The sequence below is a fragment of the Ilumatobacter sp. genome (assembly GCF_049588435.1).
In the GTDB taxonomy this organism is placed as follows: Bacteria; Actinomycetota; Acidimicrobiia; order Acidimicrobiales; family Ilumatobacteraceae; genus Ilumatobacter_A.
Window position 1 is genome coordinate 1 of the sequence record NZ_JBAVYV010000085.1, and the last position, 21,055, is coordinate 21,055.

Below are 21,055 nucleotides of genomic sequence, written 5' to 3' on the forward strand. Positions count from 1 at the left end.
GCGATTCGACCACCCGTCGCGCCGATCACGACAGCGGACTCGGTCACGAAGTCCGTCGTGGTGGACAGCACGTCGTCGAGGGCGGAAAGGTCCGGGAGATCGATGTCACCGAGACGCTCGACCGGAATCGAATCGACAGCATCGGAAACGGTGCTGGTGATGGTGGAGCTGGAGGGAATGTTCATGGGCTCCAGCGTTCCCGCTCCGTCGCGAAGCAAACCCCGCCGGCGCCGGGACTCGGTCAGCGGATGCGTTTGGCGCAGCGCACGCGACGTCCGACCGCATCGTCGACGATCTGCACGTCGTCCATGATCGCCTGGACGATGAACAGGCCACGTCCGGTGAGCGCCTCGGGGTCGGGAACGGTCGAGGGGTCCAATTCGTCCAAGCCGTCAGCGTCGTCGACGACCAGGATCCACGCGGACGGCTCGCGGTGTAGCACCATTCTGATCGTGGGCGAATCGCTGTGTTGTACGACGTTCGTCGCGAGTTCGCTCACGGCGAGCTCGAGATCGTCGACCACGCCGTCGGGGGCTCCAGAGTCGCGGACGAGCGTGCCGACTCGGTGTCGGAGCGTCGCGATCATGGCGGGGTCGGACGCCACGGTGAGCTCGTGCCCACCCTGCGTCGTGCCCACCAACTCGTTCATGTCGTCAAGTATTCCCGTGGATCGGTCCGGCAAACCTCGGTTCGAGCGGACTACCCGGCCTCCACGACATGGAGGTGACCACTGAGGCCGCTGACCTCGATCAGTCGGACGACCGCGCTGCTCGGCTGATCGATCACCAGGCGGCGTTCGGCGGCTTCGGCGGCTTGATGGGCGCTGATCAGTACCCGGAGCCCGCTCGAATCGATGAATCCCACCGCCGACGTGTCGACGCGTACCTCCCCCGTTCCCGGGAGCGGGTCGAGGGCGGCAGTCAGCTCGGGGCAGGTGTGGGCATCGATGTCGCCCGCGACGACGACGACGGAGTCCTGCACCGAGATGGTGAGTCGGGAGAGCGCATCGGACATATCCGATCCAAATGTACTTGGTCAGAGCCGACACGGGCGTGTCTGGTCAATGTGCTTGGACGATCACGGCCGCTGCGTCGTCGTTCTCGGCCGATCGCTGTGCTCTCGCGCGCACGGCTGCTGTCAGATCCCGCACCGAGTTCGGACCCGAACTCGTCGACAGGATCTGATCGACCATGCGGCAGAACTCCGAGATGCAGCGATCGATCGGGGTCTCTCGCCGTTCGACCATGCCATCGGTGAATCCGATGACGACGGCGCTCGGCTCGAAGCTCCGCGTCACCGACCCGTATCCGCCGAGGCCACTCCCGATCGGGGGGCCGAGGCCGCAGTCGAGGGTCCGCGCGGTGGTTCCCGGCTCGACGACGATCGGAGGAAGGTGGCCGGCCGACGCGATCTCCAGCGTCTTCTGCTCGACGGCGAAGACCATCACGAGCGCTGTCGCCATCGTGTTGGACTCGCGGCCGTGGAAGTAACGATCGGTGAGCGCGAGGCTCTCGGCGGCATCCCCGGATCGAGCGAGGTTGCTCGACAGGACGTGGCGGATCTGGCCCATCTCGGCCGCTGCTCGAACGTCGTGGCCCACGACGTCGCCGACGACGACCGCCGTGCGTCGATCGTCGACGACGACCACGTCGAACCAGTCGCCGCCGACCTCCAGTTCGTCCTTGCCGGGTTCGTAGATGGTCGAGACAGACAATCCGTCGACGTCGGGAAGCGATTGCGGCAGCAGCCAGGACTGGAGCGTCGACGCAATCTCGCGGTCGTTCTCGGTCTTGACCGCTCGACGGAATGCGAGGCCGGCAATCTCGACGAGCTCGTCGAGAAGCGCGCGCTCACCTTCGTCCATCTCGTGTTCATCGGCCCATCCCAGACCGATCACGGCCGAGGGCTGATCCTCGCCGGAGATCGACTCGGCCACGAAGCTCGATATCTGGGCACGGTCGGCCTCGGCCACGAGGATCGGCCATGGTGCGAAGTCGTCGCGCGACGTGAGTGCACATCGCTCGACGTCGCCGCGCAACACGTCGCACATCGGGACCGCCACGTCGAGGGGGACGTCGTTCCAGTCGGCGCGGATGGGTTCTGGGACCGCCGGCCCGTGGACGAACTGGACGATGTCGTCGTCGCCGAGGTACCCGACCATCACCCATCCTGCGTCGAAGATCTCACTCGCGCCTCCGGCGATCACCTCGGCCACGCCGCGGCGGGTGATCTGACCACTGGTGATCGCCGCGAGGCGGTTGATCTCGAGTCGATGGGTGCGGGCACGTCGCTCGCGTCGCAGGGCCGCGCGGAGGCGGGAGAGCTCGGCCTGCAACTCGATTTCGACCGCGGAGGGCACGCCGCAGCCTACGGCCCGAACGCTGCGGCTCCGGACGCGTCGGGCGCGGGTGCAGGGTGCTCAGCCGTCGGTGCGGCGATGCATGATGTCGCCGTCGGAGTCCTTGAGGTGCGCCCGGACGAACCACTGGAACAGTTCGAGCTGGGCGAGCTGGCCGATGAAGAGGTCCTCACTGACCGGGTCGAGTTCGCCGAGCGTCGCGATCGCGGCGCGGTGGTCGCCGGCGACGCCGTCGTAGACCTTGTCGAGCTCGACCAGGTGCTGGACGGTCGGTGCCCGGTCGAGTCCATAGTCGCCCCATGTGCGTGAGGAGGCGACGGCGCCCGGGGTGCCCCGCGGCTGGCCACCCAACGTGGCGATGCGCTCGGCGACGGCGTCGGACATCGCGCGGACGGCGTCGACCTGTGGATCGAGCATCTCGTGAACGGCGATGAAGTTCATCCCGACGACGTTCCAGTGGATGTGCTTCAGCGTCAGCTGGAGATCGATCAGCGATGCCAGACGCGCCTGCATCACGACGATCGCTTCGTCGGCGGCGCTGGTGTCGAGCGCGGGGACGGTGGTGCGGGTGATCGTGTTGTTCGTCATGAAGCCGGACATACCCGCTGATCGACGACTCAAACCCGGCCGGGACGACGCCGCCGGCCGGTGGACCCGGAGTCAGGCGTCGGTGACCGGCGAGCGCGGATCGGCGAGCATCGCCTCGCGCATCAACTCGAACGAGCGCTTGAGCAGCCGGCTCACGTGCATCTGCGAGACGCCGACCAGATCTGCGATCTCCTGCTGCGATTTCTCCTCGAAGAACCGGAGCCGGACGATCTCGCGCTCGCGAGGCTCGAGCTCGGTCAACAGGTCGGCGATGATCTGCTGGTTCTCGGAGTGTTCGAACGCCTGGTCGTCGGACGCGAGGGCCGACTGTCGGTCGGTGCCGGTGTCGTCCCCGTCCATCCCCGTGTCGATCGTGCCGACCGATGACGCGGCGGTCGCCGAGAGCCCGCGCAGCACGTCGTCCCGGTCGATCTCGAGATACGACGCGAGTTCGTCGACGGTCGGCGATGAACCGTCGCGCTGCTCGAGCTCGCCGGCGGCGCGGCGGACGAGCAGGTGCAGTTCCTTCGCGCTGCGGGGCACCTTGATCGTCCACGACTTGTCGCGGAAGTGACGCTTGAGCTCACCTTCGATCGTGCGTCCAGCGAACGCCGAGAACGACGCGCCGTACTCCGGGTCGAAGCGATCGACCGCCTTGACGAGGCCGAGCATCGCGACCTGGCGGAGATCGTCGTCGGGACGACCGCTGCGTCCGTACCGTTGCGCGATGTGCGCGGCCAGGCCCATGTGCCGTTCGACGAGCTGATTGCGCATCGAGCGGCTGCCCGATGCGGTGTACTCACGGAAGAGTTCGAGGTCGTCGAGATCGGCGGTCATGGCTGGAGGGTCATCGGTGGCTGGAGATCGGTGGCTGGAGTCGGCCCGGAAACGTCAGCGGGAGGTCTCGACGGCACGCTTCACGAGCCGGACGCCGTCGCCGTCGAGGTGGTACTCGTCGGTCACCGACGACAGGATCGTCTCCGCCAGTGGATCCAGCTCGGGCGCACCGACGGACTGGTCGGTCCGGAACTGGATGACGAACATCGATTCGTCGACCAGTAACCGCATCCGGGCGCGATGGGTTCCGTCGCTCGGCGCGGAGTCGATGAGCACGTTGAACACCTCGGACACGGCGAGCTTGAGGTCGTCGATCTCGTCGATCGAGAATCCGGCGTCCGCGCCGAGCGAAGCGACCAGGAGGCGCAGGGTCGCACCGTGCCGAGCGCGGAGGGGCACGTCGATGTCGATGGCTTCGTCGGATGGGATCGAACTCACGTCCTCGTCGATCATGGCTGTGGACGGTAGCTGTCCGCAGGGCCGACGCGTTGGAATCTCGGTGGCTTGTGTGCGCCGCTGAGAATTCCCGAACGAAGCTTCAGTATCCTCGTGGCCGTGACCGACACGCAGGAACGACCACTCGTCGACCCCGACATCAGCGTCGACGACTTCATCGCCGACGCTCGTGCCTGGCTCGACGAGAATGCAGAGAAGCGCACCGATCGCGGGGGCGACTTCGTCTGGGGTGAAGGCGAGTTCGACGTCGCCATCTTCCACAACATGACATTCGAGGAGGAGGCCGCGTACATCGCCGGTATCTCCGACTGGATCAAGCTGAAGGCCACTCGCGGCTACCACGCGATCACCCGTTCACCCGAGCTGGGCGGTCTCGGCCTCAGCCGTCAGCATGCCCGCGCGTACGGCCGCCTCGAACGCGAGTACGCGTCGCCGGGGCGTCACGAACTGGTCGGCGTCACCACGGGTCTGATCGCTCCGACGATCGAGACGATGGGATCCGACAAGTTGAAGGAGCAGTTCGTGGGCGACCTGTTGAGCACCGACACGCTCGCGTGCCAACTGTTCAGCGAGCCGGGCGCGGGCTCGGATCTCGCCGGACTCTCGTGCCGCGCGGAACGCGACGGCGACGAATGGGTGATCAACGGTCAGAAGGTCTGGAGTTCGGGCGCCCAGTTCAGCCAGTGGGGTGAGCTGATCGCACGCACCGACCCCGACGTCGTCAAGCACAAGGGCCTCACCGCGTTCATGCTGCCGATCGACGCGCCGGGCGTCGAGGTGCGGCCGATCACCCAGATGAGCGGCGGATCGTCGTTCTGCGAGGTCTTCTTCACCGACGTGCGGATCTCCGACGACCTCCGGATCGGAGACGTCGGCGCGGGTTGGCTCGTCGCGATGACGACACTCGGTTTCGAGCGCGACCACTCCGATTCGGGTGGGGACGGTTCGAGTTCGGGTGGCAACTGGGCGAAGCTGCTCGCCACCGCCGAGTACACCGGCACGATCGACGAGCCGGTCGTGCGCGATCGGCTGGTGCAGCAGTACATCCACGGGCGAATCGAGTCGCTCACGAATCGTCGAGCCGCCGATCTCGCCAAGTCGGGAACACCCGGCCCCGAGGGCTCACTCGGCAAGCTGTTGTGGACCGAAGGTATGCGCACGATGACCGAGACGGTCGCTGCCGTGCTGGGTCCGAAGCTGATTGCCGACACCGGTGAATGGGGGACCTTCGGGTGGGGCGAGCACGTGCTCGGCGCACCCGGGTACCGCATCGCCGGCGGGTCCGACGAGGTCCAGCGGAACATCATCGGTGAACGCGTACTCGGCCTGCCCCGCGAACCCCGCGCCGACAGCGGCCCCTGGAAAGACGTCCCCCGCTGACCCGTTACGTAACGGGTCTGACCCGTTACGTAACGCTCAGAGCACGCGGATCGGGTCGGTGCCGTCCCAATCGACGGCGGCGTCGCGCACCATCGAATAGAAGCGGGTCAGGCCCGCGGTCTGTTCGTAGATCTCGAGCAGGTGGCCGAGTGTCGATCGAGCATCGTGGAACGCGAAGCCCTGGCCGCCCGCCGTGTGAGCGAACAGCCGACGCTCGAAGCCGTCGGCGCTGAGCTGCGCGCTCGCCGTGTCCAGGTCATCGACGAATGAGGCCACGTGATGGACGCCCGACGTACCGACGACCGGGTCGGGCCCGGCGCCGTGCTGACAGATCAGTTCGACCATCACCGGGCCCCACTGGCCGTATGCCGATGAGTGGTCGAACTCGGATGGGATGCCGTCGACCTCGGCGTCGGCGAGCGCGATGTGTTCGAGGACGAAGAATGGGCCGACCCCGTGCTGCACCCACCGGCGGGCGGCCGCATGCACGTCGTCGGTGGCGTACGCGATCTGGACCGGCGCGCCGATGGTCATCGACGGGTCATCGATTCAGGAGTCCCGCGCGGTGACGCTGACGTTGGTCTCGCCGATCTCGAGCCACCGGAACATGTTCTCCCAGAAGTGGCGGATCTTCGTCTCGTTGTAGTTGGCGAAGACGACCTCCTGCTGCTCTTGAGCCTTCAGCCCCGTCTGCACATGCGGAAGGTTGATCGAGTCCTGCTGGAAGATCTTGGCGGCCGGGCCGAGTTCGGTGGCGAGCGTCCAGTCGTCGTCAGGTCCGAGATGTCGGACCTTCGCCGGCTCGGGCTTGTTGTCCGGATCGGGCGCGACCGGGAACATCATCACCTCGAAGATGCACTCGTCGGGATTGTTGCCGTTCGGGCGCCACCGGTAGAAGAGCGCGTTGAACACGCCCCAGGGCGACCAGTTCGGGAAGACCGAGTAGTACATCGCGTCGAGCACCTCGGCGTCGCTGAAGTCGTCGGGGTCGATGTTGTCGCCGATGCTCGCTCGGGCGGCATCGCGGCGTTGCGCTGCGATCCAGGCACGGACCTGGGCGGGTGTCTCGATGCCGTCCGGGGGGTCGGCGAGCATCAGCGGAGCGTCCAGGAACGCTTCGGGAGTCGGGCCGCCGATCCACTTGCAGAGGTGCGGGTCGCCCTGCAGGATCGGTCCGTCGATCCAGGTGGCCTCCTCGTCGAAGTGGCTCTCGTTCCCGTCGAGGTCGATGATGCAGACGCCGGTCCGACCATCCGCGAGTTCGGCGCGCTCGTAGATGTGACCGTTCATCGGGTGGCGGTACCGCGCGAACTGCTTGCCGTCCTCGAGCCGTTCGTACTTCGTCATCCCCTCGAGATGGGGGCTCCCGACGGCGTGCGGGGAGATCGCGCGGGAGAAGTTCTCGTAGGTGTCGTACCGCGAGTTCGCGTCGCCGAGGTCCTCCATCAGCGTGGGGTGCGTCGCCACGACGTGGTAGCTCTCCATGAACGCTTCCTGGCAGGCCTTCCAGTTGACCCGCATGATCTTCTCGACGTGGGCCGATTTGTAGCGCCGGTCGAACGAGCACTTCGCGAAGTGGTCACCGAGGTTGCCGAGGAAGTCGGCGAGCGGCGTGGCGTCGCGGTCGGGGTTGATGTACACGAAGCCCTGCCACGTGTCGACGAGGGCCTCGGGGAGTTCGTAGTCCTCTTTGCGAACGCTCGGGAAGTCCCACTCGCACGGGATCTCCTTCATCGAGCCGTCGAGGTTCCATGCCCAACCGTGGAACGCACAACGCAGGTTGCGCGCGCCCTTGCCGTGGGTCTCGCGGAGCAACCGCCCGCGGTGGAGGCACGCGTTGCGGAAGGCCTTGATGCCGTCCTCGGTGCGCACGATCAGGAACGACATGTCGGCGATCTCGTAGACGTGGTAGTCGCCGACGTTCGGGATCTCGTCTTCCAGGCAGGCGAGCTGCCAGACGCGGCTCCAGAGCTTCTCGACCTCGAGCGCGTGGAACTCCGAAGAGGTGTAGTACCAGGCCGGGATCCGCGTGTTGCCCTCACGCAGTCCGATGCGGCTCTCGTCGCGGAGGATCGCGTCGACGGGTCCGGTGTCCTCGTCGAGGAGTTCGGTGAAGCTGATGCCGGCGGACCGGTCGGTTCCGGTGATCGTTTCGGTCATGTGGCAACGCTTCCACACGCTTGCGGCGGTGGCCGAGTCGGCGGTCACGCTTCGCCTACGGTCGCGGTCGATCGTCATGATGAGGTGATGTCGAACGAACCGGGATCGAACGGGGAAACACCGTCGGGGCGCCACGCGGGGCGCGTCGCGATCGTCACCGGGGCGGGATCGGGGATCGGGCGCGCGGTCGCCGAACTGTTGGTGCGCGAGGGTGGGTCGGTCGTAGCGGCAGACCTGTCCGACGATCGACTCGCGTGGTGTCGTGACGCCGAGCGGGTGGATGTGAAACGGATCGCCGCGGCCGCCGTCGACGTCACGCACGCCGACGCGAACGAGGTACTGGTCAGTCTGGCGGACGAGTCGTTCGGGGGACTCGACGCTGTGGTCCTCAATGCCGGCGTGGCGGTGAGCGGATCGATCGAGATGCTCGAGATGAACCAGTTCGACCGCGCAGTCGACGTCAACGTGCGCGCCGTGGCACTCGGGATCCGTGCGGCATTGCCCGCGTTCCGCGAGCGCGGCGGCGGAGCGGTGGCGATCACGGCCTCGACCTCGGGGCAGCGCGGCGATCCGGGGATGTGGGCCTACAACGCGACGAAGGCCGCGGTGATCAACCTCGCCCGCTCGGCAGCACTCGATCTCGGCGCCGAGGACATCCGGGTCAACGTCGTGTGCCCGGGCCCGACGATCACCGGGATGACCGAACGACTCCAGGACGCACCTGCCGCGTTCGAGGCGCTCCGTCGTCGGACCGCCCGCCAGAAGTGGGCGACCGCCGACGAGGTGGCGGCGGTGTTCGGGTTCCTGGTCAGCCCGGAGGCCGCAGCTGTGACCGGAGCGGTGATCAATGCCGACGGCGGCATCTCGGCCAACACCGGCCAGTTCCTCCCACCCGAACGCTCGACCTGAACACGCACATCGGTGCCAGGCACCGATGTGCGGTTACGGTTGAAACTCGGTGGTGGCGTTGGCGAACAGCTTGGCGAAGTCGTCGTCGTCGTCGGCGTCGACGATCTGATCGACCCAGCCGTGGAAGCGTTGTCCGCCGGCCTCGTTGCGGCCGAACATCACGTGGGATTTCGCTCCGGTCTTCAGCGCGCGTTGGATCCGCTTGCCGGTGAAGTAGTCCTCGTCGACGACGACACGCAGCAGGAACTCGCGCTGTGCGGCGATCGCCTCGGTGAACTCCTCGGTCGGCTCGAACGTCGCCAGGAAGTTCTGGTACGTGATCGAGGTGTCGGGCGTCGCGCCGGGATACAGCGTGGAGATCATGTACATCCGGCCGCCACCCTCGACGCCGTCGAGGCGCACGTCGAAACCGGCGATCGACACGTGCGGGAAGATCGTCCAGATCCCGCTCGTCAGATGCCGATCGGTCCACTCGGACTCGTCGAGCTCACCGATCGCGAGCATCCGATGGTCAGGGGACGTGACGCGCTGGTGCGGACCCCACGCGTCGTAGATCGCGGTGTTGGCGTAGTCGGGTCCGAACGTGTCCTTGTGCAGGATCGGCAGGTGGTAGAAGTCGAGATAGCCGTCGTAGGCGACCTTCCAGTTGGGTCCATCGGCGGTCTGTGATCCGACGAACCACGTGTCGGCGATGTCGAGGTGATCGAGCATCTCGCCGTACCCGCACAGGTGCGCATCGATGTCCATCGTGCCGCCGGGCTGGAGGGTTACGAACACGATGCCCGATCGTTCCGCACACGGCAGCGGGGTGAGCCCGTTGCAGTCGACGTCGACGTCACCGAACGTGTCGCGGTCGAGGATGCCGACCAGCTGACCGGCGGTGTCGTAGTTCCAGGCGTGGTACGGACAGGTGAAGCGGCGCGACGTGCCGCTGCCGGGTTCCACGAGCTGGGCGCCTCGATGGCTGCACATGTTGACGAATGCGCGCAACTCGCCATCCGCACCGCGCACCATCAGGACGGGCATGCCGGCGACCTCCATCGCCTTGTACGAATTCGGTTCGCGGAACTCCGCCGAGAAGCCGAGGACGAGCGGCGTTCGTCGGAACACGCGGTCCATCTCGAGTTCCCACCGGTCGTGGTCGTAGTAGTTCGTGGCGGGAACCCGACCGATGTCGGGTGCCTGTGGGACGGTGCCGGCGCGTGCGTGCGACACCGTTCGGCGGTTGAGTTCAACCAAGGTTTCGCGGCTCATGGGTCCAGTTGAGCAGATCGCGCCGGGCGCTTGCCCAGTCGGAGCGTTCCGCATCGGCCGCGCCCGGTCGACACGTCTACGGTCACGCCATGGCCGGCGACGCGTACGACACCATCAAGAGATTCTGGGAGATCCAGGACGAGGGCGACTACGCGGCGTTGGCCCCGCTGTTCGCGGACGACGCGCGCCTGGTCGATCCGGTCTACGGCACCTTCGTCGGCGGTGAAGCCATCGCCGGGTTCATGCAGATGATGAACACGGAGATGAAGAAGGCGGGTGCATCGTTCCGACTCGTGGAGCTATCGGGCGACGACGAGACCGCATGGGCGCGTTGGGCTGCGACCACCAGCAAAGGCGAGCGAGAAGGCGTCGGCATCTATCGGGTGTCGAACGGCAGATTGACCTACTACCACGACTACATGAACGAAATGGCGGGATGAACATGGGAAACACACAGGACTTCAGCGGCAAGACCGTGCTGATCACCGGAGCGTCGATGGGACTCGGGGAGGGATTCGCCCACGGCTTCGCCCAGGCGGGCGCCGACCTGATCCTGACGGCACGCTCCGAGGATCTGCTCGAGGGCGTGGCGGCCGTGTGTCGCGAATCGGGAGGCAAGGTGACCGTCGTCCCCGGTGACGTGTCGGTCGAGGCTGACGTGGCCCGCGTGGTCTCCACCGGCATCGAGGAGCACGGAAAGATCGATGCGTTGATCAACAACGCCGGTGTCAGCGACATGCGCGGCGTTGCACCCGAGCAGTTCGACATGGAGACGTGGAACTGGATCATGTCGGTCGACCTGAACGGGGCGTTCATGTACCTCCGCGACGTCGGCAAGCACATGCTCGAAACCGGTGGCGGCTCGGTCGTCAACATCTGCTCGATCATGGGCCACGGCGCGAACGAGCTGAACATCATCGCCTACACCGCGGCCAAGGGCGCGCTGCGCAACGTCACGCTGCAGCTCGGCTGCGAGTGGGCCGACCGGGGTGTCCGGGTGAATTCGGTGTCGCCCGGATTCATCGTCACCGAGATGGTGCGTCCCGCGATCGAGGGCATGGGGATGGACAAGTGGATCGCGTCGCGCACGCCGATGCGGCGGATCGGCGAACTCGACGAGATCGTCGACCCCGTGATGTTCCTGGCATCCGACGCAGCGTCCTACATCACCGGCCACGACCTCAACGTCGATGGCGGGACCAACGCAGCGAACGGCTACTACCAGATCCCGCCGATCCACCAGGCGTGGAACGCCGACACCACGCCACGGATCGGCGAGGGCTACCCCGGAGTCGTCCCCCGTCCCGACTGGTACGAGGCGATGAGCGCCGGAATCCCGGGCGTCCATTACGCCCCGCCGGCCGAGTGAGATGACGCGCATCGCGGTCGTCACCAAGGGGCACCCGTTCGACGCCGACGCCTTCTTCGCCGTGTTCGACTCCTTCGACGACGTCGAATGGGTAGACGTCGAACATCCCGAGGCGCTCGATCTCGTCCGTCCTGAACGCGCCGCCGAGTTCGACGCGTTCGTGATGTACGACATGCCCGGTGTCGTGTTCGACGGCAGCGGTGGACCGGCCGGCACGGCCGATCCGCCGGAGGGGTACATCGAGGATCTCGATGCCCTGCTCGCCCGCGGGAAGGGGATGGTTTTCCTGCACCATGCGGTCGCCGGGTGGCCCGCGTCGACGCGTTACGGCGAGATCATCGGTGGACGATTCCACTACACGCCCGCCCGCTGGGACGGCATCGATCTGCCCGACTCCGGGTACCGCCACGACGTCACCCACACCGTCGATGTCCTCGACCCCGACCACCCGATCAGCGCGGGCGTCGACCCGTCGTTCGAGATCACCGACGAGGTGTACCTGTTTCCGGTCGACGAGGCGAACGTGACGCCGTTGATGCGCAGTCGTCACCGGTTCGTCGACGACGGGTTCTACTCCGCCGACCTCGCCGTGCGCGGCACGCGCTACTCGAACGAGGGATGGAACCACCCGCCCGGCAGTGACCTGGTGGCGTGGACCCGCCAGGAGGGTCCGTCACGCATCGCGTACATCCAGTTCGGTGACGGCCCCGAGACGTATGCCGACGCCAACTACCGCCGCATCATCCATAACGCCATCCATTGGGCGGCATCCAGCCCCTGACCACACCCGCATGGGTCGAGCTCAGACTTCGGTGGTGGTGGCTCCGGCGGGGGAGTTCGCGAACAACGCCTCGGAGTCGAACCCGATCCGGGTGTCCGGCGTGATCTTGATGACGACCCGTCCCGGTGAATCGAGATGCGACACGAATGCCGCCTGTGCCGACTCGTCGCCGGGTCGGACCTTCGCCGCGAGCACGGGGTAGAACCACGCCAGCGTGTCGGCGTCGTCGAGCACGACGGAGTCACCCTTGTAGGTGACCGCCTGGCTGATCCCGATCTTCGTGCCGCGGCTCGAGATCGCGATCGCGACGCGCGGTCGCACCTCGATCGCCGGAACCCGCTTGCGCCGACGTGTACACGTGAGCCAGAACGCCCCGTCGGTGTAGACGAAGTTCATGATCACGCCGACCGGATCGCCGGAGGAGGTCGTCCACATGAACGTGCATTCGGTCTGCTTGTCGAGCAGCGTCTGTTCGCGGTCACCCGACAGCGTGAACATCGAGACGTCCTCGTAGCTGTCGGTGTACACGGCGTCGCCACCGGGCTTCTGGTCGTTGCTGGCGCTCATCGCGGCTTGGCTCCTCCTCCGACGCGGAGGATCTCTCCACTCATCCAACTCGCCGCGTCGGAAGCGAGATAGACGCAGGCGGCACCGATGTCCTGCGGGGTTCCGAGCCGCCCGAGCGGAATGTTCCACTCGTCGAGCAGCGAGTCGAGTTGATCCTCGGTCTTGCCGACCGCGGTCAGCATCACCTCGGTCGGGATCGCGCCGGGGGCGACACCGTTCACCCGGATGTCCGGGGCGAGTTCGGCCGACAGCGTCCACGTGAGCGAGTTGGTTGCCGCCTTGGCGGCTCCGTAGTGCGCGCTTCCCGGGACCGGGCCCGTTCCGGCACCCGAGGAGATATTGATGATCGAGCCCCGGTCGATGTACTTGGCAGCCGTCATCGAACCGACGTACACGGCGGTCAGGTTGAGTGCGATCGTCCGGTCCCACTCCTCGCGTGGGAGCTCCTTGAGTGGCATCCGCATGGGTGAACCGCCGGCGTTGTTGACCCAGATGGTGAGCGAGCCGAACTCGTCGATGGCCGCTCGGGCGAGGGCGTCGACGGCCTTGTCGTCGGTGACGTCGGTGGTGACCGCGATCGCCCGGCCGCCGGCGTCGCGGATCTCCCGCGCGACGCGTTCGATCTCCTCGGTTCGCCGGGCGGCGACGACGACGGCCGCACCGGATTCGGCGAAGGCGGTCGCGATCCCTTCGCCGATCCCGCGGCCGCCACCGGTGATCACGGCGACGTGGCCATCGAGGTCGAACAGTTCGGGCGCGGTGCGCGGCGCGGATTCCATCGTGTGAGTCTGACGGAGGGTGCGGCCCGGCAGCGAAGCGGACGTCAGGCCGCTCGGACTGCGGCGTTGAAGCCGATGGTGGTGCGGTGCAGGAGGCGTTCGTGGCCTTCGTACCCACCCGTCGCGCGGTGGAGAGCGCAGCGGTTGTCCCACATCACGAGCATGTCCGGCTCCCACACGTGGCGGTACTGGAACTCGTCGCGGATCTGCCACTGGTACAGCTCGCCGAGCAGCTCGCGCGCCTCGTCGTCGTCCATTCCGTCGATCCCGATGATGTAGCCGATCGTCGAGTACAACGTCTCGGCTCCGGTCTCGGGGTGGGTGCGGATGAGCGGGTGGATCTGGGTGGCGTACGCGTCGGCACTCGGTCGGATCTGCATCGATCGGCCGTCATCGTCGTCGCCGTAGGCGCCGTCGGGTGCGTATCCGCCGCGGGCGGAGTGGACCGCCCGGAGCCCCTCGATGCGTGCTCGGAGGTCGGTGGGCATCGCCTCCAGCGCGGCCTGCTGATTCGTGTAGAGCGTGTCGCCGCCCACCGGTGGAATGACCTTCGAGTACAGACAGGTTCCGTCCGGCGGGAACTCCTGGAAGCTCCAATCGGCGTGCCAGTTCTCGGCGAACAGCGATGAGGTCTCGTCGGCGGTTCGCCGGATCGCGGCGATGTGCGGGTGCCCGTCGATCGACGCGAAGAACGGGTCGTCGCCGAACGGACCGAACCGCAGCGTGAACGCCTCGAGGTCGTCGTCGCTCAGCGACTGGTCGGGAAATGCGAGCACCTTGTGCTCGAGCCACGCCGATCGGATCGCGGCGGTCGTGTCGTCGTCGAGAGAGCGGAGGTCGACGCCGCGCACGCTCGCTCCGCAGGCCTGTCCGCTGGGCTGGATGTCGATCGTCATTCCACCATCATTCCAGTGCGGGGCCGCGCGTCTGACACGCAGAGCGACGCGACGGATTCGTAGTGTCGCGGCATGGCTGCTCCCGACACCACGCTGTCCGAACTGATCGACCTCGGCGGTCGCACCGCCTTCGTCACCGGTGGAGCGAAAGGGATCGGCGCCGCGATCGCGCGGCGGCTGATCGAGGCGGGTGCGACGGTCACCGTCGGCGATCTGGACCCCGACGTGTCGGGCCTGGCCGAAGCCTTCGGAGCACGCGGCGTCGTGTGCGACGTCACCGACACGGTCGCCGTGCAGGCGGCGCTCGATGTCGCTTCGACCGACAAGCCGATCGACATCGTCGTCAACAACGCCGGGATCTTCCCGACGACGGGACCGATGCTCGAAGCGACCGATGAGTTCGTCCACCACATGCTCGACGTGAACGTCCGTGCCCAGTACAGCGTTTCGCGGGAGGCGGCGAACCGGATGAGCGGCGGCGGCTCGATCGTCAACCTCGCATCGATCGCTGCGTTGCGCGGAGGAGCGAACATCTCCGCCTACAGCGCGTCGAAGGCCGGTGTCGTGGCGTTGACGCACGCGTTCGCGCACGAACTCGGCCCGCGCGGTATCCGGGTGAACGCGATCGCCCCCGGGATCATCGACACGCCCGGTGTCCAGGAACAACTGGAACCGCTGCGGGCAGGCGGACTCGACATCGACAAGCAGATCGCGGCGAACCCGGTCGGCATCGCCGGTCAGCCCGACCACATCGCACGCGCCGCATTGTTCCTCGTCAGTGACCTCGCCGAATTCGTGAGCGGCCACATCCTGGTCGTCGACGGCGGATCGACAGCCTGACGGACAACTGGTGCCTGGCACCAGTTGTCGGTCACTCGCGGGGGATCACTCCCGCGAGTTCGAGGATCGTGCTCGGCGGCAGATACTGCGACGTGATCCGAGCGGTCGGACCGAGGGCGTTCTCGATCGCGTTGGTGATCGCGGCGGGTGCGCCGATCATGCCGCCCTCGCCGACGCCACGGAAGTCGTTCTCGCCGCCCGGCGACAGTGTCTCCATGTGGTGCACCTCGATCTCGGGGATCTCCATCGCCGTCGGGATCAGGTAGTCCATGTACGTCGCCGATTGGAGGTTGGCGTCCTCGTCGTAGGTCGCTTTCTCGTAGAGCACCGCACCGATTCCCTGCGCGACGCCGCCGCGGACCTGACCGTCGACGATCGCCGGGTTGATGATCGGCCCGCAGTCCTCGACCACCAGGTAACGCGGGAACGTGACCTTGCCCGTGTCGAGGTCGACATCGACGATGCACGCGTGTGTAGCGACCGACCAGCCGCCGTCGCCCTTGCCCTTGTAGCCGCGGGTCGCTTCGAACGCGTTGGTCGACCCACCCGCGCTTCCGGTGACGTCGGCGGCGAGTTCGGCGTACGTGATGCCGCGGGCGGGAACACCGGCCACGTGGATGTTGCCGTCGACGATCTCGATGTCGGCCGAGTCGGCTTCGAGCATCTTCGCCGCAGCATCGACGACCTGCTCGCGGACCTCGCGGGCGGCGTACTTGAGTGCACCGCCACCGATCGGTCCGCCGCGGCTCCCACCGGTTCCGAGGATGCTGAACGGTGTACGTCGCGTGTCGCCGAAGATCAGCGTCACGTCGTCGATCGACACGCCGAGTTCGTCGGCGACGATCTGCCCGTACGTCGTCTCGTGGCTCTGACCGTGCGGCATCTGCGCGGTGTACACGACCACGCTGCCGTCGGCCTCGACCGTCGCCTGGGCCTCCTCGTTCATCATCACGTCGGTGCCCGGGCTGATGCAGTCCCAGTATCCGGGAGGTCCGGGGGCGGCCTCGTGGTAGCACGCGATCCCCAACCCGAGTCGATGGTTGCGCCGGTACGCCGCCGCGCGGTCACGCGAGAACGCGTCCATGTCCAGCAGTTCGAGCGCGCGTTCGAGGGTCTTCTTCGTCGACATGGTCTCGTCGATCGCCGGGCCGGTGATCATCGCCGTCGGCATCCGGTCCTCGCCGATCAGGTTCTTCAGCCGGATCTCGGCCGGGGTCATCCCGAGCGCTCGAGCGACGATGTCGAGCATCCGCTCCCGCGCCCACGTCTCGTTCGCCCACGGCCCGCGGTACGCGACGTACTTGCCCTTGTTGGTGGCGACGATCCGCGAGCGCATCTCGAACGCGTCCCACGCGTACGACCCGGGGAACATCACCTTCATGATCCGCGTCGCCATCGGCGCGCCGACCGGGAATCCCGGGTACGCGCCCTGATCGACCAGGAGGTCGACCTTGAGTCCACGGAGGGTCCCGTCGTTGTCGACGGCGATCGACAGCGTGAGATCCTCCTCGCGCGCCTGCCCACCGTCCATCAGGTTCTCGACGCGGTCCTCGATCCAGCGGACCGATCGGCCGAGTTCACCGGCGGCGGCGATCAACGCGATGTCCTCGCGGGCGATCGCCCCCTTCGAGCCGAAGCCGCCACCGATGTCGTCGGCGACGACGGTGGGGTAGTCATCCTTGCCGAGCAGGCCGAGACCGATCGCGTTGGCGTGCTTGAGCAGCGACTTGTCGGCTTTCAACTGGCTCTTCATCCCGTTGTTGTCCTGGGCCTTGAGCCCGTCGGCGTTGGCCCCGAGAAAGCCCTTCGCGCCCGCCATGAATCCGGAGCGTCGTTGCTTGTTGGTGACGATCTCCTTGAGCGACGAGCGGACCTTCTGCTTGCCGGTCAACGCCGCGCCCATCCAGCGCAGCATGTGGCTCGACTGGGTGGCGTTGCGGATCGTCATGTGCCCGGTGTCGGGGTCCACCTCGACCAGGCTTCCCCGTGTTTCCATCGGCTGGTTCGACTGGCGCGGGCACGACAGCCGCTCGGTGATCACGCGATCGGCGGAGGCGAACACGGCGTCGACGTCGGATGATGCCGCGTCGGGGCCGGCCGCGGTGGTGAACGTGTCGGTGTGGTCGTACAGCACGTTCCCTCCGGCCTTCTCCCAGAGCGCTGGCTTGTTGGACGACAGACCGTCGGCGATCGACGCCACCGACTCGAGCGGCTCGTAGTCGACGTCGATCAACTCGATCGCGTCCTCGGCGAGGTAGCGAGATTCGGCGATGACGAGCGCGACGGGGTCGCCGACCATCCGCACGGTGTCGCTGCTCAGGGCGTAGAAGAGCGGGGTGTAGAGATCGGGCAGCATGCCGACCGGCGGGAACGGGTGCGTGATCGCCTCGATGTCGGCGCCGGTGAACACCGCGACGACGCCGGGGGCGCGTCGTGCCGCGGTGACGTCGATCGACGTGATGCGCGCGTGCGCCATGGGACTGCGCAGGAATACCGCCTGCAGCACGCCGTCGGGTGACACGTCCGCGACGTAGCGGCCGTGGCCGCGCAGCAGTCGGTCGTCCTCGACTCGGGTGACGCTCTGACCGACGAGTCCGCTGCTGTTCGACGGGGTGTCGGCGGCTGGCTCGGTGACGGTCATGATGGCACCCCTTCCGTCTCGGCAGCCGGACTCTTCTCGCGGTCCGTGCGGATGATCTCGACGGCTCGCTCGACCCCCGCGATGATCGACTGATATCCCGTGCAGCGGCAGAGGTTTCCGCTCAGCTCCTCACGGATCGCTGCGTTGGTCGGTTCGGGGTTCTCGTCGAGCAGGGCGACCGCACTCATCAGGAACCCCGGCGAACAGAACGCGCATTGGAATCCGTGAGCGTCCATCATCGCCTGTTGGATCGGATGCAGCGTTCCGTCGGGCTGGGCCAGTCCTTCGATCGTCGTGACCTCAGCACCCTCGGCCTGACCGGCGAGCATCAGGCAGGACCGGGCGGGTTGGCCGTCGACGAGCACGGTGCAGGCTCCACACACGCCGTGCTCGCAGCCGAGGTGAGTGCCGGTGAGCCCGACGTCCTCGCGGATCACATCGCTCAGCGTGCGGCGCGCTTCGACCGTGACGTTCCGCTCGACCCCGTTGACGGCGAAGTTCAGCTCGATCACGCTGCCTCCGGCGGCCGTCTCGGCGGTGAGACGGAGTGTGGTCGAGTTGTCGATGTCCTGGTCGGCGGTCATGCGGATGCTCCGGTCTTGGCGAACGCCGCATCGAGTCCGCGGCGCGTGAGGGTTCCCGCGAGGTGCTTGCGGTAGGCGGTCGTGCCGTGGATGTCGGCGGGGGGGTTCAGTTCGGACATCGCGATCTGGGCGGCGCGGGCGAAGGTGTCGGCGGTGGCTCGGGCTCCGAGCAGGACGTCTTCGGCCGCGGGGGTGCGCACGGCGGTCGACGCGGCGCCGAAGTACGAGAGTGCGGCGTTGGTGATGATGTCGTTGGCGGAGATCTCGAGTCGGGTGATCAGGCCGACGAGGGCGTAGTCGCCGTGGCGTCGGGCGACCTCGACCACCGATCCGACGGCCTCCGACGGCCAGGCGGGGAACGTGACCTCGGTGAGGATCTCGTCGGGCCGAAGCGCGGTGTCGAGGTACCCCTGGAAGAACGCACCGGCCGGGATCTCGCGCCGGCCCGACGCGGACGACGCGACGAGCGTCGCTCCGGTGGCGAGCACGACGGCGGGCATCTCGGCGGCGGGATCTCCGTGGGCGATGCTGCCGAGCACGGTGCCGCGGGTCCGGATCGCCCGGTGTGCGACCCACGGCATCGTCTCGGCGATCAGTGGTGCGTGTTCCGCGATCACGTCGGACGTCTTGGCCTGCTCGTGACGGACCAGCGCTCCGAGCGACACGGAACCGTCGTCGTGGAGTGTGATGTCGGCGAGGCCGGGGATGCGTCCGATGTCGACGACGTGCTCCGGGCGACCCATCCGCAGTCCCATCAGCGGGATCAGGCTCTGCCCGCCGGCGAGGACCTTGGCGTCATCGCCGTGCTCGCCGAGCAGTGCCAGGGCCTCGTCGAGGCTGTCGGGTCGGTGGTAGGTGAATGGTGGAGCTTTCACATCGGGTTCCTCTGTCTGACTGGCCGTGGGTCGATCGGCCGTGACCCATCTTGGTCGCAATGACACGCGAACGCGAACAGCCCGTCCAATTCGTGCCGGCGCCCGCCGATCGCACCGAGTCGCGATCGGCTGCGGGAGCGCAGTACGTTGCCGCGGGGACCTCGGCGACGACCTCGATCGCGTCCAGATCCACCCCACCGACCCCCGATGCGCGTTGGTGCCTGGCACCGACGCGCATTTTCGAGAAGGAGAACGATGATGAAGACGCTGCGCACACCCGACGATCGCTTCGTCGACCTGCCGGGCTACCCGTTCGCACCGAACTACGTCGAGGTGGCGGACCAGGACCCCGACCATCCCGGTGGCACGCTCCGCGTCCACTACCTCGACGAGGGGCCGGCCGACGGCCCGGTCGTGCTGTGCCTGCACGGCGAGCCCTCGTGGAGCTACCTCTACCGCAAGATGATTCCGGCGCTCGTCAACGCCGGTCTGCGCGTGATCGCGCCGGATCTCGTCGGTTTCGGTCGGAGCGACAAGCCGACCGAGCAGAGTGACTACTCCTACGCGCGACACGTCGCCTGGATGCAGGAGGCGATCATCGATCACCTGGACTTGCGTGACGCGACTTTCTTCGGCCAGGACTGGGGCGGGCTCGTCGGGCTCCGCCTGGTGGCCGAGAACCCCAACCGGTTCGCGCGCGTCGTGATCGGCAACACCGGACTCCCGACGGGCGAGCACTCCCCGAGCGACGCGTTCCTCGCATGGCAGAAGTTCAGTCAGACCTCGCCGGAGTTCGACATCGGCTTCCTGATCGACAGCTCGACGATCTGTCAACTGTCGGCTGCCGAGGTCGCGGCGTACGACGCTCCCTTCCCCGACGACACCTTCAAGGCGGGTGCGCGCATCTTCCCGTCGCTCGTCCCGACGTCACCCGACGACCCGGCCGCCGCGGCGAACAAGGCGGCCTGGGCGGTGTTCCAGCAGTGGGACAAGCCGCTGATCTGCTGTTTCAGCGACAGCGACCCGATCACCGGAGGTGGTGACAAGCCGTTCCTGAAGCTCGTGCCCGGCGCACAGGGCCAGCCCCACGTCACCGTCGAGAACGCGCACCACTTCTTCCAGGAGGACGCGGCACCGCAGCTCGCGCAGATCGTCATCGATGCCGTCGGCGCCGACTGACCTTCTCGCGATCTGTGCGCGCGTCGATCGACACGGCCTGATCGCGGCCGAATGTCGCAGCCTGACCGGCGGCGTTCCCGACGGCGACGGCATCGCCCGGTGTGAGCGCATCGACCGCGTGTCCCGTGCCGCGTTCGTCCAGAAGGGGCTCGACGTGGTCGCCCGGGGCGACACGCTCGACGAATTGATCGCGAACGTGGCCGCAGCGGACTTCCCCGCCGACTCATTCCGGATCGACGTCCACGACCCGTCGGGGAGGATCGGTCGGTCGACCCAGTCGGTCGCGACCGCGCTGGCCGACGTGATTCCCTTCGGCCCCGACCTGCGCTCTCCACAGCACCGATTCATCGTCACTGCAGGTGACGCGGGGCTCGTGTTCGGTGAGGTCGTCACCGAGACCGATGCCGGGTACCGCCGTCACGACGCGAAGCCGTGGACGACGTCGTCGTCGCTCGACGGTCGGTTCGCACGGGGGCTCGTCAACCTGGTGCCCGACGCGCGTTCGGTTCTGGACCCGTGCTGCGGAGCGGGATCGATCGTGCTGGAAGCCGCGTCGCTCGGCCTCGACGCGTACGGCGTCGACTGGAAGCCGGCGATGGTC

24 protein-coding genes are annotated in these 21,055 nt (G+C 67.2%); 8 read left to right on the forward strand and 16 right to left on the reverse strand.

Annotated features, from left to right (window positions below):
- The 7 genes from WBV89_RS03115 to WBV89_RS03145 form a co-directional block, all read right to left on the reverse strand.
- On the reverse strand, nt 1-185 hold a 185-nt coding region (locus WBV89_RS03115; protein WP_423979884.1), incomplete at its 3' end, for a hypothetical protein.
- A 56-nt stretch (nt 186-241) separates the two neighbouring features.
- Nucleotides 242-649, reverse strand: a complete 408-nt coding sequence (locus tag WBV89_RS03120) for an ATP-binding protein (protein WP_423979885.1) — start codon at nt 647-649, stop codon at nt 242-244.
- Nucleotides 650-699: 50 nt separating this feature from the next.
- Nucleotides 700-1,014, reverse strand: coding sequence for an STAS domain-containing protein (locus WBV89_RS03125; RefSeq protein WP_423979886.1), 315 nt, complete (start codon nt 1,012-1,014; stop codon nt 700-702).
- Between the two features lie 46 nt (nt 1,015-1,060).
- Nucleotides 1,061-2,359: a PP2C family protein-serine/threonine phosphatase gene (locus WBV89_RS03130; RefSeq protein WP_423979887.1), complete on the reverse strand. Its 1,299-nt coding sequence runs from the start codon at nt 2,357-2,359 to the stop codon at nt 1,061-1,063.
- 60 nt (nt 2,360-2,419) lie between these two features.
- Nucleotides 2,420-2,947 carry a Dps family protein gene (locus WBV89_RS03135; RefSeq protein WP_423979888.1) on the reverse strand — a complete coding sequence of 176 codons (528 nt, stop codon included), beginning with the start codon at nt 2,945-2,947 and terminating at the stop codon, nt 2,420-2,422.
- Nucleotides 2,948-3,019: 72 nt separating this feature from the next.
- On the reverse strand, nt 3,020-3,784 hold the full coding sequence (locus WBV89_RS03140) for a SigB/SigF/SigG family RNA polymerase sigma factor (RefSeq protein WP_423979889.1): 765 nt from the start codon (nt 3,782-3,784) through the stop codon (nt 3,020-3,022).
- Nucleotides 3,785-3,838: 54 nt separating this feature from the next.
- Nucleotides 3,839-4,237: an ATP-binding protein gene (locus WBV89_RS03145; protein WP_423979890.1), complete on the reverse strand. Its 399-nt coding sequence runs from the start codon at nt 4,235-4,237 to the stop codon at nt 3,839-3,841.
- A 102-nt stretch (nt 4,238-4,339) separates the two neighbouring features.
- On the opposite strand from WBV89_RS03145, the gene WBV89_RS03150 reads away from it, so the two are divergent.
- The gene (locus WBV89_RS03150; RefSeq protein ID WP_423979891.1) at nt 4,340-5,620 is read left to right on the forward strand and encodes an acyl-CoA dehydrogenase family protein; all 1,281 of its coding nucleotides are present in this window, start codon (nt 4,340-4,342) and stop codon (nt 5,618-5,620) included.
- A 36-nt stretch (nt 5,621-5,656) separates the two neighbouring features.
- On the opposite strand, the gene WBV89_RS03155 is transcribed toward WBV89_RS03150, so the two are convergent.
- Both WBV89_RS03155 and WBV89_RS03160 read right to left on the reverse strand, forming a co-directional pair.
- Nucleotides 5,657-6,154 (reverse strand): VOC family protein, encoded by a 498-nt coding sequence (locus WBV89_RS03155; RefSeq protein ID WP_423979892.1) that lies wholly within the window; start codon nt 6,152-6,154, stop codon nt 5,657-5,659.
- Between the two features lie 15 nt (nt 6,155-6,169).
- Nucleotides 6,170-7,780 carry an aromatic ring-hydroxylating oxygenase subunit alpha gene (locus WBV89_RS03160; protein WP_423979893.1) on the reverse strand — a complete coding sequence of 537 codons (1,611 nt, stop codon included), beginning with the start codon at nt 7,778-7,780 and terminating at the stop codon, nt 6,170-6,172.
- An 87-nt stretch (nt 7,781-7,867) separates the two neighbouring features.
- Here WBV89_RS03160 and WBV89_RS03165 point away from each other — a divergent pair, with 87 nt between their 5' ends.
- The gene (locus WBV89_RS03165) at nt 7,868-8,689 is read left to right on the forward strand and encodes an SDR family NAD(P)-dependent oxidoreductase (protein WP_423979894.1); all 822 of its coding nucleotides are present in this window, start codon (nt 7,868-7,870) and stop codon (nt 8,687-8,689) included.
- A 33-nt stretch (nt 8,690-8,722) separates the two neighbouring features.
- On the opposite strand, the gene WBV89_RS03170 is transcribed toward WBV89_RS03165, so the two are convergent.
- Nucleotides 8,723-9,943, reverse strand: a complete 1,221-nt coding sequence (locus WBV89_RS03170) for an aromatic ring-hydroxylating oxygenase subunit alpha (RefSeq protein ID WP_423979895.1) — start codon at nt 9,941-9,943, stop codon at nt 8,723-8,725.
- An 89-nt stretch (nt 9,944-10,032) separates the two neighbouring features.
- Between WBV89_RS03170 and WBV89_RS03175 the strand changes: the two genes are divergently transcribed.
- Genes WBV89_RS03175 through WBV89_RS03185 form a run of 3 tightly spaced genes read left to right on the forward strand, consistent with a single transcriptional unit; the run spans nt 10,033 to nt 12,093 of the window.
- Nucleotides 10,033-10,383 (forward strand): nuclear transport factor 2 family protein, encoded by a 351-nt coding sequence (locus tag WBV89_RS03175; protein WP_423979896.1) that lies wholly within the window; start codon nt 10,033-10,035, stop codon nt 10,381-10,383.
- Between the two features lie 2 nt (nt 10,384-10,385).
- The gene (locus tag WBV89_RS03180; protein WP_423979897.1) at nt 10,386-11,312 is read left to right on the forward strand and encodes an SDR family NAD(P)-dependent oxidoreductase; all 927 of its coding nucleotides are present in this window, start codon (nt 10,386-10,388) and stop codon (nt 11,310-11,312) included.
- A 1-nt stretch (nt 11,313) separates the two neighbouring features.
- Entirely contained in the window at nt 11,314-12,093 is a 780-nt protein-coding gene (locus tag WBV89_RS03185) for a ThuA domain-containing protein (RefSeq protein ID WP_423979898.1), read from the forward strand.
- Between the two features lie 21 nt (nt 12,094-12,114).
- On the opposite strand, the gene WBV89_RS03190 is transcribed toward WBV89_RS03185, so the two are convergent.
- Genes WBV89_RS03190 through WBV89_RS03200 form a run of 3 tightly spaced genes read right to left on the reverse strand, consistent with a single transcriptional unit; the run spans nt 12,115 to nt 14,335 of the window.
- Nucleotides 12,115-12,660 carry a hypothetical protein gene (locus WBV89_RS03190; protein ID WP_423979899.1) on the reverse strand — a complete coding sequence of 182 codons (546 nt, stop codon included), beginning with the start codon at nt 12,658-12,660 and terminating at the stop codon, nt 12,115-12,117.
- The gene (locus WBV89_RS03195; RefSeq protein ID WP_423979900.1) at nt 12,657-13,439 is read right to left on the reverse strand and encodes an SDR family NAD(P)-dependent oxidoreductase; all 783 of its coding nucleotides are present in this window, start codon (nt 13,437-13,439) and stop codon (nt 12,657-12,659) included. Before WBV89_RS03195 ends, WBV89_RS03190 begins: the two co-directional genes overlap by 4 nt.
- A 44-nt stretch (nt 13,440-13,483) precedes the next feature.
- The gene (locus tag WBV89_RS03200; RefSeq protein WP_423979901.1) at nt 13,484-14,335 is read right to left on the reverse strand and encodes a TauD/TfdA dioxygenase family protein; all 852 of its coding nucleotides are present in this window, start codon (nt 14,333-14,335) and stop codon (nt 13,484-13,486) included.
- Between the two features lie 72 nt (nt 14,336-14,407).
- Between WBV89_RS03200 and WBV89_RS03205 the strand changes: the two genes are divergently transcribed.
- The gene (locus WBV89_RS03205; RefSeq protein ID WP_423979902.1) at nt 14,408-15,175 is read left to right on the forward strand and encodes an SDR family NAD(P)-dependent oxidoreductase; all 768 of its coding nucleotides are present in this window, start codon (nt 14,408-14,410) and stop codon (nt 15,173-15,175) included.
- 31 nt (nt 15,176-15,206) lie between these two features.
- Here the strand turns inward: WBV89_RS03205 and WBV89_RS03210 are convergent, their stop codons facing one another.
- The 3 genes from WBV89_RS03210 to WBV89_RS03220 are packed head-to-tail and all read right to left on the reverse strand — an operon-like array spanning nt 15,207 to nt 19,275.
- Nucleotides 15,207-17,816 carry a xanthine dehydrogenase family protein molybdopterin-binding subunit gene (locus WBV89_RS03210; RefSeq protein WP_423979903.1) on the reverse strand — a complete coding sequence of 870 codons (2,610 nt, stop codon included), beginning with the start codon at nt 17,814-17,816 and terminating at the stop codon, nt 15,207-15,209.
- Nucleotides 17,813-18,400 carry a (2Fe-2S)-binding protein gene (locus tag WBV89_RS03215; protein WP_423979904.1) on the reverse strand — a complete coding sequence of 196 codons (588 nt, stop codon included), beginning with the start codon at nt 18,398-18,400 and terminating at the stop codon, nt 17,813-17,815. The genes WBV89_RS03210 and WBV89_RS03215 overlap by 4 nt, the downstream gene beginning before the upstream one ends.
- A complete protein-coding gene (locus WBV89_RS03220; RefSeq protein WP_423979905.1) occupies nt 18,397-19,275 on the reverse strand; it encodes an FAD binding domain-containing protein in 879 nt (292 codons plus the stop codon). Before WBV89_RS03220 ends, WBV89_RS03215 begins: the two co-directional genes overlap by 4 nt.
- A 258-nt stretch (nt 19,276-19,533) precedes the next feature.
- Here WBV89_RS03220 and WBV89_RS03225 point away from each other — a divergent pair, with 258 nt between their 5' ends.
- Both WBV89_RS03225 and WBV89_RS03230 read left to right on the forward strand, forming a co-directional pair.
- Nucleotides 19,534-20,454 (forward strand): haloalkane dehalogenase, encoded by a 921-nt coding sequence (locus WBV89_RS03225; RefSeq protein WP_423979907.1) that lies wholly within the window; start codon nt 19,534-19,536, stop codon nt 20,452-20,454.
- Nucleotides 20,435-21,055: hypothetical protein (locus tag WBV89_RS03230; RefSeq protein ID WP_423979906.1), on the forward strand; the 621-nt coding region annotated here is incomplete at its 3' end. The genes WBV89_RS03225 and WBV89_RS03230, both read left to right, overlap by 20 nt.